Source organism: Flavobacterium sp. (assembly GCF_046317795.1).
In the GTDB taxonomy this organism is placed as follows: Bacteria; Bacteroidota; Bacteroidia; order Flavobacteriales; family Flavobacteriaceae; genus Flavobacterium.
This window is the reverse complement of sequence record NZ_JBKCVI010000081.1, coordinates 1-10,632: the sequence shown is the minus strand read 5'-3', so window position 1 is coordinate 10,632 and position 10,632 is coordinate 1. Positions and strand designations below refer to the sequence as shown.

11 protein-coding genes and 1 pseudogene are annotated in these 10,632 nt (G+C 34.8%); 8 read left to right on the top strand and 4 right to left on the bottom strand.

Translation table 11 applies throughout. The annotated features are described in order from the left end of the window. Positions 1–389 (bottom strand): annotated as a pseudogene (locus ACK5ON_RS04800) (aminodeoxychorismate synthase component I); the annotation flags it as partial. A gap of 215 nt (positions 390–604) precedes the next feature. Between ACK5ON_RS04800 and ACK5ON_RS04795 the strand changes: the two are divergent. Together ACK5ON_RS04795 and ACK5ON_RS04790 are read left to right on the top strand one after the other, a co-directional pair. Continuing rightward, complete coding sequence (locus ACK5ON_RS04795; RefSeq protein ID WP_409820379.1) at positions 605–1,498, top strand: DUF4349 domain-containing protein; 894 nt, start codon at positions 605–607, stop codon at positions 1,496–1,498. Between the two features lie 134 nt (positions 1,499–1,632). After that, a complete protein-coding gene (locus ACK5ON_RS04790; RefSeq protein WP_409820376.1) occupies positions 1,633–3,303 on the top strand; it encodes an amino acid permease in 1,671 nt (556 codons plus the stop codon). A gap of 31 nt (positions 3,304–3,334) precedes the next feature. Here the strand turns inward: ACK5ON_RS04790 and ACK5ON_RS04785 are convergent, their stop codons facing one another. After that, positions 3,335–3,928, bottom strand: a complete 594-nt coding sequence (locus ACK5ON_RS04785; RefSeq protein ID WP_396172903.1) for a hypothetical protein — start codon at positions 3,926–3,928, stop codon at positions 3,335–3,337. Positions 3,929–4,108: 180 nt separating this feature from the next. Continuing rightward, positions 4,109–4,540 (bottom strand): hypothetical protein, encoded by a 432-nt coding sequence (locus ACK5ON_RS04780; protein WP_396172904.1) that lies wholly within the window; start codon positions 4,538–4,540, stop codon positions 4,109–4,111. Positions 4,541–4,795: 255 nt separating this feature from the next. On the opposite strand from ACK5ON_RS04780, the gene ACK5ON_RS04775 reads away from it, so the two are divergent. Then, on the top strand, positions 4,796–5,239 hold the full coding sequence (locus ACK5ON_RS04775; RefSeq protein WP_409820372.1) for a hypothetical protein: 444 nt from the start codon (positions 4,796–4,798) through the stop codon (positions 5,237–5,239). A 140-nt stretch (positions 5,240–5,379) separates the two neighbouring features. Beyond that, a complete protein-coding gene (locus tag ACK5ON_RS04770) occupies positions 5,380–5,547 on the top strand; it encodes a hypothetical protein (protein WP_396172907.1) in 168 nt (55 codons plus the stop codon). A 22-nt stretch (positions 5,548–5,569) separates the two neighbouring features. On the opposite strand, the gene ACK5ON_RS04765 is transcribed toward ACK5ON_RS04770, so the two are convergent. Next, positions 5,570–7,546: a thiamine pyrophosphate-dependent enzyme gene (locus tag ACK5ON_RS04765; RefSeq protein ID WP_409820369.1), complete on the bottom strand. Its 1,977-nt coding sequence runs from the start codon at positions 7,544–7,546 to the stop codon at positions 5,570–5,572. A 262-nt stretch (positions 7,547–7,808) separates the two neighbouring features. Here ACK5ON_RS04765 and ACK5ON_RS04760 point away from each other — a divergent pair, with 262 nt between their 5' ends. From ACK5ON_RS04760 to ACK5ON_RS04745, 4 genes are all read left to right on the top strand, one after another. Next, a complete protein-coding gene (locus tag ACK5ON_RS04760) occupies positions 7,809–8,762 on the top strand; it encodes an isopenicillin N synthase family dioxygenase (RefSeq protein WP_409820366.1) in 954 nt (317 codons plus the stop codon). A 136-nt stretch (positions 8,763–8,898) separates the two neighbouring features. Then, positions 8,899–9,297 carry a GxxExxY protein gene (locus ACK5ON_RS04755; protein ID WP_409820363.1) on the top strand — a complete coding sequence of 133 codons (399 nt, stop codon included), beginning with the start codon at positions 8,899–8,901 and terminating at the stop codon, positions 9,295–9,297. 45 nt (positions 9,298–9,342) lie between these two features. Further along, positions 9,343–9,675 (top strand): translation initiation factor, encoded by a 333-nt coding sequence (locus ACK5ON_RS04750; protein ID WP_396172911.1) that lies wholly within the window; start codon positions 9,343–9,345, stop codon positions 9,673–9,675. A gap of 76 nt (positions 9,676–9,751) precedes the next feature. Next, positions 9,752–10,618 (top strand): nucleoside phosphorylase, encoded by an 867-nt coding sequence (locus tag ACK5ON_RS04745; protein ID WP_409820361.1) that lies wholly within the window; start codon positions 9,752–9,754, stop codon positions 10,616–10,618. Positions 10,619–10,632 lie beyond the last annotated feature (14 nt).

The following is a 10,632-nucleotide window of genomic DNA, read 5'->3' as shown; positions in this document are numbered from 1 at the left end:
CATAAATACAAGTAATGGATTTCGATTTGGTTACCTTTTAAAAAAAACAACTTCTTGGGCTGGAAGAAAAACAAATCGGGAAAATGCAGACCATCAAAATTGTTGGAATGCAATTTCTCGGTATCGTTTTTTAAGTCATAAGACAAATAGCCGAATAACCAATCTTTGGATTGCTGCTGGTATTGTTTTAAATCTTCGAAAGCGTTGTGATAATCCGTTTGTAAAGAAGTAAAAGAATCTACTGCTAAAACACAATCAAAACTGGAATATTTGGATGGATAATCATTGGAATCCAAGAAAACTACTTCTCGAAATTGTTGTGACCAAAGCAACAATTGACTTTTGAATGCTTCTGGATTTTCAATTGTTTTCGAAATAATAGTTCTCAATTCCCTGTGTTTTTTTGGCACTCAAAATTACGATAAAAATAATTCTAACTGTGAAAGTAAAAAACCAAAATTTTTGGCACGCTTTTTAATAGGAGTTAAGAAAGTAAGTAACCCAAAATTCATTTATCCATTATTGATAGAAAATTACACTGACCTTATTGAAAAATAAATACCAAAGTGGTAATCTATTAATAACTATTTAAATTGAATGTAAAATGAAACAAGTATCAAAATTGGGTTTGGCATTACTCCTACTTGGAATTGCCTTTGCGTGTAAACAAGCAACTATTTCAGATGAAGCCAGTGCTGAAATGGCTGCTGACATTGTCAGTATTGAAACTACTTCCTCCAATGCAGCTGTAGTAAAAAAAGAAAGTAATCGAAAATTTGTACGAACGGCCGATTTAAAGTTTAAAGTAAAAAATGTAGCCAAATCGACCTACGCCATTGAAAACATAGTGGCAAAAAACGGTGGCTTTGTAACGTTTACGGATTTAAAAAGTACCGTCAACGAAAAATCGGAAACCAAAATCACTCAGGACAGCACTTTAGAAACGACACGATTTACGGTTGATAATACCATCACATTAAGAGTTCCAAATACCCAATTAGACACCGTTCTAAAATTGATGGTAAATGAAGTGGCATTTCTTGACAGCCGATTGATTAAAGCCGATGATGTGGCTTTGCAACTCTTATCGAATAAAATGGCACAAAAAAGATTGACCTCGCATCAAAAACGATTGGAAAAAGGAATTGATACCAAAGGCAAAAAATTAAATGACATTACCAATGCCGAAGATAAAGTTTTAGACCGAGAAACTGAAAGTGATGAAACCGTTCTAAAAAACCTCAACTTAGAAGATCAAGTAAATTTTAGCACGGTGACTTTGTATTTATATCAAAGAGAAAGCTTACTGCAAGAAATGGTAGCCAATGAAAAAAGTATCAATGCTTATCGTCCACACATTGGCTTACAAATTCTAGATGGTTTGAAAACGGGTTGGTTTATGTTTGAAGCGATTATTGCATTTATTGTACAACTTTGGTCTATTATTGTACTTATTATTTTAGGACTATTTATCTACAAAAAGTATTTAAAAAAATAAGTTCAGTTAATTGAAAAAGAAATATAATTAGCTTTTTTATTTTGATTTTTTTTAATGAGCTCAATCTTTATTGGGCTCATTTCTTTTCAATATAGTTTTATATATTTGTTTCAAACTAAACCAAAATCAAAACCATGTCAATATCCCATCTTTTTAGAAAAAAATCAACTAGTGTTATCCTAAAAGAAGGAGGTGATGGTGAACATAGTGGATTACATAAAGTTTTAACTGTAAAAGATTTAACCTTTTTTGGTATAGCAGCCATTATCGGTGGTGGAACCTTTAGTGCTATTGGAAATGCTTGTTTTTCGGGTGGACCAGGGGTTATTTTTCTGTACATAATTTGCGCCGTTGCTTGCGGATTTACCGCCATGTGTTATGCCGAGTTTGCTTCACGTGTTCCAGTTTCGGGTAGTGCCTATACTTATGCCTATGTCTCTTTTGGCGAAATTTTCGCTTGGATTATTGGTTGGGCCTTAATCATGGAATATTCTATTGGGAATATTTATATTGCATTTTCGTGGAGTGGTTATTTTACTAATCTATTGGAAACCTTTGGTATTCATTTGCCAGCATGGCTTACCATCAACTACCAATCGGCACACGATGCTATAATGGCGAACAAGTTAGGTGAAGGTTTTACCGCTTGGAATACCGCTCCAATTTTGGGCAGCTTGCGAATCATATTTGATTTACCCGCCGTATTGATTAATATATTGATTACCTATTTGGTATATCGGGGTACAAAAGAATCTAGAAACATCAGTAACCTAATGGTGTACATCAAGTTGGCCATCATTGTTTTGGTAATTGTTGTTGGTGCTTTTTATATTGATATTGACAACTGGACACCGTTTATGCCCAATGGTTTTGGTGGTGTTATGGGTGGTGTTTCAGCAGTATTTTTTGCCTATATTGGCTTTGATGCCGTTTCAACCCTAGCTGAAGAAAGTAAAAACCCTCAACGCGACTTACCCAAAGGAATGATCAACTCCCTAGTAATATGCACTGTTGTCTATATAATTTTGGCCTTAGTCATTACTGGAATGGTATCTTATACGCTACTTGGAGTGAGTGATCCTTTGGCAGAAATCTTTGCTTTAAAAGGGGTAAAATGGATGTTATTCATAGTATCTATTGCAGCGGTAGTAGCCATGACTAGCGTATTGTTAGTATTCCAAATGGGACAACCACGCATCTGGATGACGATGAGTCGCGATGGATTGATGCCTAAGAAGTTTGCAGAAATACACCCAAAATACAAAACACCTGGATTTGCTACTATAGTAACTGGATTGGTGGTTGGCATTCCTATTTTCTTTACTGATGAAAATTTTGTGCTCGACTTTACCAGTATCGGAACTTTATTTGCTTTTGTATTAGTCTGTGGGGGTGTTTTAATGCTGTCACCACAAAGTGAAGCTGAACTTGCAGAACGAGCAACTAAAGGAAAATTCAGAATTCCTTATATCAATTCTAAGTATATTTTCCCAATACTTTGCTTAGCTGCCTTTGGAATGGTACAATACTACTTACCCACTTTCTTTCCGGATACATTTAGTTATTCAGAAAATTTCTTTTCACACAATATTCCAATGGTAATTTTTATCATTCTTTGTATAGTGATGGCAGTCCTTGCATTTCTTAAAAATCTGTCGTTAATTCCACTATTAGGATTAGTATCCTGCTGCTATTTGCTAACGGGTATGGCGGTATCCAACTGGCAATGGTTTGGAATTTGGTTGGGTATTGGATTGGTTTTCTACTTTATCTATGGCTACAGAAACAGTAAACTGACTACATAATTCCAAAATAAAATACTGAATGTTCAGGATATTATTTCCAAATTCTAAAATTTACTTTGAATTCTTTCTTTTGAATTAAAGAACGCCAATCAATAAACAATAAAGCACTTAACATTAGTACTCCAAAGGACATACTAAGAAAGGATTGCCAAGAAAAAGCACCTTGAAGCATTTTTTCGGCATTCTCAGTACTATACTTCCCAAAATGAACTAATACTGTATCACTAGTAAATTTTCCCACAAAGAAAGCCGGAATAATATAAATTGGTCTTAATTTTGCCATCCCAGCCGCTACAAATAAAGGGGTAGTTGGTAGGGGCAACAATGAATATGCAATAATAATCAGTTGACTTTTCCATCCTTTCTTTTTCAAAACTACACCTAAAAACTGAACATCTTCATTCTTATCTGGATTAAAAATATTACCTGCAATACTAGGAATATAAAGTGTAAGTACATATCGTCCAAAAATTGAACCAGCCACTCCAATTAAAATGACTAGCCATACATTTAAATCAAATACAATCTGAAGAAATACCATGATGGTAAACGCAGGAGGAAAAGGAAATGGCACTACATCAAAAAGAAAGGCACCTAAAAAAACTAATGCATACTGCCACCACATAGTAACTCGTTTTAAGAATGATAAAAACCATTTGAGAAAATGAATAGTTTATAAGACTTATTAGTACTTAATATAAACTTATATTAGAATAACCCTGTTTTAATTGAAAAATATGTCAGGTAATTTGTTTAATTGCATTCCAAAAAAATACCCAAGACTAGTAATATCTTGGGAACTCTTTCATTTCTTCTTTTTAGACTTCTTTTTCTTTTTAACACTTGCCTTCGCTTTTTTTGCTTTTTCTTTTTTCTTTTCTTTTTCTTTTTTGGCTTTTGCTTTGGCTTTTTCCTTAGCTTTCTCTTTTTTAGCTTTTTCTTTCTTTTTCTCGGCTTCTTTTTTTGCTTTTGCTTTTGATTTCTCTTTTTTTGCTTTTTCTTTGCCTTTATCAGTCCAAGATATGGTGTTTTTGTCATTACTGACTTCTGTTTGGTCACTATCGTTATCAATAGGTACAATTTCAATAACTTCTTCAGTTATACTGATCATTGTCTCTTCCTCAACAGGTAAAAATTCAGTTTCTGCGGTAGCACCATTTGTAGATGGAGGTGTAACTAGCGTTGCTGGTGCTGTCGGTGTTGACTTTCGTCTAACTGGTGTTGCTCTTTTAATCATGCTGCTATTTTTATATTAATGTTGCTAGAATGTTAATTAATTGTAAACAAATATACAATATAAAACAATACTCCAATGTTAAGTTTTTCGAGTCGGTGAAAACTTAACATTGGAAATCAAATAAATGCATAATAAGAATAACGTAATTACTTGCTTATTTTTCCCATCTATACACTATTTTACTGATCTAATTTTAAAACTACACATCAAAATATTATGTACCTTTACTCTATAAACCTTTAAAACCAAACCGTTATGAAAACCACAATAAGAAACATCGCTGCAGTAATTATCGGATTATTGATAGGTATTGCAGTGAATATGTTGATAATCTTGATGGGACCAACCATCATTCCACCACCCGATGGCGTTGATGTTACCACTACAGAAGGATTACAGACCTCGATGCATCTTTTAGGACCAGAGCATTATATCATGCCGTTTTTGGCGCATGCGTTGGGTACTTTTGTGGGCGCACTATTGGCTGCTGCTATTGCGGTAACCCATCGTTTTAAAATTGCATTGGGAATTGGATTGATATTCCTAATAGGGGGTTTTTATATGGTATTGATGTTACCATCTCCTGTTTGGTTTTCAGTACTAGACTTGTTTGTGGCTTATATCCCTATGGCATATTGGGCTGGAAAAATTATTGATAATAGAACTGATAGTGGTAATTCTATTGGTGCCGTATTGTAAAATAATGAATTAGAAAACATATAAAAGAAAACCACAAGCGATATTGATTTCAAAAACATTTCTACCTTTTAATATTTTAGTAACACCTTGATAACAAATATGTTATACTTTTTTTATACTTTTAAAATAAAATAATCTTTATGGAAATCAATTGGTTTATTATAGGCGGTATAAGCATTTTGGCAATTGCTTTAGTTGTGTTTCTAGTTAAAAGAAACTTGAAAGATGAAAAAGAATTGGAAACATTTCTTAATAATGAAGGCGAAATAGAAAACAAAGAGGAGGACGAGGTAAATAACCCAACTTAAAAAAACATTTTCTAAATACAGTTTAATACGCTAACAACTCTAACAACGTGCTTTCAAAACGGTCTTTAGGAAGGTACTGGTCTTCTAAAGCTTTTACAAACGGAATAGCGGTTTCAATACTACCTACTCTGCGCACAGGTGCATCGAGATGTTCAAAACATTGTTCCATAATCATAGCCGAGATATCACTGGCAATCCCACCAAACAAGGTGTCTTCTTGCAGAATAATTACTTTGTTGGTTTTCTTTACAGATGCAAAAATAGTATCAGTATCTAAAGGTTGTAAACTTCTTAAGTCAATAAGATCAGCACTCACTTGAGTATTTTTGGTTAAAGTTTCTAATGCCCAGTGAACTCCGGCACCAAAAGAGATGATAGTGACATCATTTCCTTCTTTTAAAAGCGAAGCTTTACCAAAAGGAATGGTATAATAATCCGAAGGTACGTCTTGATAAACCGAACGGTATAACTGTTTGTGTTCAAAATACATCACCGGATTTGGGTCGTTGATGGCTGTGTTTAATAATCCTTTGGCATCATAAGGAAACGCAGGATAAACTACTTTCAGTCCGGGTGTTTTGGTAAACCATGCTTCGTTGGTCTGCGAGTGAAACGGTCCAGCTTGCGTGCCACCACCACAAGGCATGCGCACTACTACATCGGCTTTTTCGTTCCAACGGTAATGCTGTTTTGCTAATAAGTTAACTATAGGGTTAAAACCTGAGGAAACAAAATCGGCAAATTGCATTTCGACTATTGCTTTGAAACCGTTAATGGATAGTCCATTGGCGGCGGAAACTACAGCACTTTCACAAATGGGTGTGTTGCGAACACGGTCTTTGCCAAACTGCTCCACAAAACCATCTGTAATTTTAAAGGCACCACCATATTCGGCAATATCTTGTCCCATAATAACCAAGTTCTCATGGCGCTCCATAGACTGGCGCAAGGCATTAGATATAGCATCAACGACACGGATATTCTCCACTGCATCGCTAGGGTTGATAGGTTCAAATTCGTAAGGTTCGTACATATCGGTTAGCTCTTCGGCTAAGTCAGCAACACATTCTGGCTCCGCTTGTGTAATGGCCCAGTGCTCATCGATTTCAGCTTTGATAATAGCTTTAATTTTTTCATCTTCCTCTTCAGATAAAACACTAACGCGGAGTAAATAGTCTCTATAATTCGATATTGGGTCTTTGATGGCCCACATATCCATCAACTCTTGCGGAACATATTTAGTGCCACTCGCCTCTTCATGTCCGCGCATTCTAAAGGTCTTAAATTCTAATAAAACCGGACGAGGATTATCCACCATAGACGCTTTTAGCTCACTGATTGTAGTAAAAACATCCAAAATATTATTACCATCTATAATATGACTTTCCATTCCGTATCCTATTCCTTTATCGGCTAGGTTTTCGCAACGGTATTGCTCATTTGTAGGAGTCGATAAGCCATAGCCATTGTTTTCAATAACAAATAACACTGGCAATTCCCACACGGCAGCTATGTTCAACGCTTCATGAAAATCACCTTCAGATGTAGCCCCTTCACCCGTGAATACTGCTGTAACTTTACCGTTTTTTTTGAGTTTATTCGCTAAAGCAATCCCATCGGCAACACCCATTTGAGGACCCAAATGCGATATCATTCCTATAATGTTGAACTCTTGTGTGCCAAAGTGAAACGAGCGGTCGCGCCCTTTGGTAAAACCCGTTTTCTTTCCTTGCCATTGCGAAAATAATCGGTGTAACGGAATGTCTCTTCCAGTAAATACGCCTAAGTTTCGGTGCATCGGTAAGATGTACTCGTCTTTATCCAAGGCAGCCGTAATACCCACAGAGATAGCTTCCTGCCCAATGCCTGAAAACCATTTGGATACTTTGCCTTGACGTAAAAGAATGAGCATTTTCTCTTCTATCAATCTGGGTTTAAGCAGTCTTTTATATAAGTTCAATAACTGGATGTTGGATAACTCTTTTCGATCGAAGTTCATGCTAATTTGTTGTAATATTAAGTCGCTCAAAAGTACTAAAAAGTGTTTAGTTATTTAGCAAACAAAATAGAGAAAATAGAGAAAAGAAAATAGAGAAAAGACAATAAACCCTGAATTAGTAAGAATGTTTTTAAGAGTGATTAATTGTGTACATATATGATTTCTTTCATTAAAAAATTCGTTACATTTGTTGCTATGATTGGATTTTTTTCAATCTGCTTGTCGGCAGACAGGTTTAATTTATTAACAAAAAAGTTTTAGTATGCAACAAATCCCTAGTGTTGACTTACGTGATTTCCTGTCGGATGAGCCGGCACGTAAACAAAAGTTTGTAAATGAAATCGGAAGGGCTTATGAAGATATTGGCTTCGTAGCGTTAAAAGGTCATTTTTTGGATGACAAATTAGTTGGAGATTTATATTCCGAAGTGCGCAACTTCTTTGGTCTTCCATTGGAAACTAAAGAGAAGTATGAAATTCCCGGTATTGGTGGACAACGTGGTTATGTTTCATTTGGAAAAGAACATGCCAAAGGACGATCGGCTGGAGACTTAAAAGAGTTTTGGCATTTTGGACAATATGTTAGCAAAGATTCAAAATATGCTAGCGAATACCCAAATAACGTGACTGTTTCTGAATTACCTCATTTTAACCAAGTTGGCAAAGAAGCATACCAAATGCTCGAAAAAACAGGTATTTATGTGTTAAGAGCATTGGCGTTGTATCTTGGTTTGGATGAATTTTATTTTGATAATTACATCAAAGACGGCAACAGTATCCTGAGACCTATTCACTATCCGCCTATTACCGATGAACCACAAGATGGTGCTGTTCGAGCTGCCGCTCATGGTGATATTAACTTGATTACGCTATTGATGGGTGCGCAAGGTAAAGGATTACAAGTTCAAAATCATGATGGTGACTGGATAGATGCCATGGCGCAACCCGATGAGTTAATGATTAATGTAGGTGATATGTTGTCACGTCATACGAACAATAAATTGAAATCAACTATTCACCAAGTGGTTAATCCGCCAAGAGAATTGTGGGGAACATCGCGTTTTTCTATTCCGTTTTTTATGCATCCGGTGAGTGATATGCCATTGAATTGTTTAGAGAAATGTATTGATGCTAACCATCCAAAGGGATTTGAGGATATTACAGCTGGTGAATACTTAGATGAACGGCTTGTAGAACTGGGGTTAAAGAAAAAGTAAAACTTTCTAAATTACTTTTGTCAAAATTCCAAATTCCAATTTTTCTGGGGTTTGGTTTTTTATTTAGAACACAGATTTAAAAAATTAAAAAAATATTTAAAAAAAATTAAATCAATGTTTTAAAAACAGTAAAATTATGATGAAAAACTTTCCACATCAGGAGTTAACAAAATCTATTATTGGACTTTATTATGATGTTTATAATGAGTTAGGTTATGGATTTATGGAAAAAGTCTATCATAATGCAATGCTAATAGAACTTAAAAAAAGAGGTTTTGAAATTGACAACCAAAAGAAACTAAATGTTTTATACAAAAATGAAATTGTTGGAGAGTACATACCTGATATCATAGTAAACAATAAAGTAATTCTTGAATTAAAGACAGTAGAATACCTTCTTGATATACATGAAAATCAATTATTAAATTATCTAAAAGCAACTGATTGTGAAGTTGGAATACTATTAAATTTTGGTAAGGATCCACAATTCATAAGAAAGATATTTACAAATGATTTAAAAAAGAACAAAATCTAACAATTTTTAAAATTTTTTAAATCTGTGTTCCAAAAATTATAACCTATGGACTTACAAGAACAATTAAAAAAACTATTCCCAAACCACGAACCATCCACCGAAAAAGAAGCAGTTGATATAAAAAATCACGAGCTTTTTATTCAGTCAACACCCATAATTTGCAAATACGAAAAGCGAAAAGGTAAAGCGACAACCATCATTGAATCCTATGAAGGTAGCGATGAAGATTTTAAAATATTAGCCAAAGAAATAAAAACAAAATTGAGTGTTGGTGGTACTTTCAAAGACGGAGCAATCATCATTCAGGGTGATTATCGCGATAAAATAATGAAACTGTTACAAGACAAAGGTTTTAAAACTAAACGAGTTGGTGGATAAACTAGTATTCAGTTATCAGTATTTAGTGGTCAGAAACTTGAAACTATAAACCACAAACTATCAACAAAAAAAAACAATGATACAATCCTCAGAATTAATTCTAAACCCAGATGGCAGTGTATACCACTTAAATCTGAAACCCGAACATATTGCGCACGATATCATCTTTGTGGGTGACCAAAACCGAGTAGAAAAAATAACACAGTTCTTTGATAGTATTGAATTCTCTACTCAAAAGCGTGAATTTAAAACGCAAACAGGTTATTTCAAAGGCAAAAAAATAACGGTCATGTCCACCGGAATTGGTCCAGATAATATCGATATTGTCATGAACGAATTGGATGCCTTAGTAAATATTGATTTGGAAACTCGTAAACCAAAAACCAATTTAACTTCATTAAATATTATTCGGATAGGAACTTCGGGTTCGTTACAAGCAGCTATTCCTTGCGATAGTTTTGTGATGAGTAAGTTTGGATTGGGTTTAGACAATATGCTTCGCTCCTATTTGATTGACAACATCACCGAAAAGAACATGGAAGATGCTTTTATCAAACAAACTGATTGGGATATGAGAAAAGGCAGACCCTATGTAATTGGTTGTTCTATAACACTTGAGAAACGCATGGAAAGCAATGAAATTCACAAAGGTTTTACTGGAACTGCTGGCGGATTTTATGGTCCACAAGGACGCGTTTTACGTCTTGAAATTCAAGATACAAACTTAAACAGTAAGATGGATAGCTTTGACTACAAGGGTATAAAAATGACTAATTTAGAAATGGAAACTGCCGCTATATATGGCTTAGGCAAACTTTTAGGTCATGAGTGTTTGTCCTTAAACGCCATCATTGCTAACAGAGCCACTGGAACATTTAGTGAAGATCCTTATAAAGCGGTAGATGCCCTAATTCAGTATACTTTGGGAAAATTGGCAGAATAATTTTTTGAAGCTAA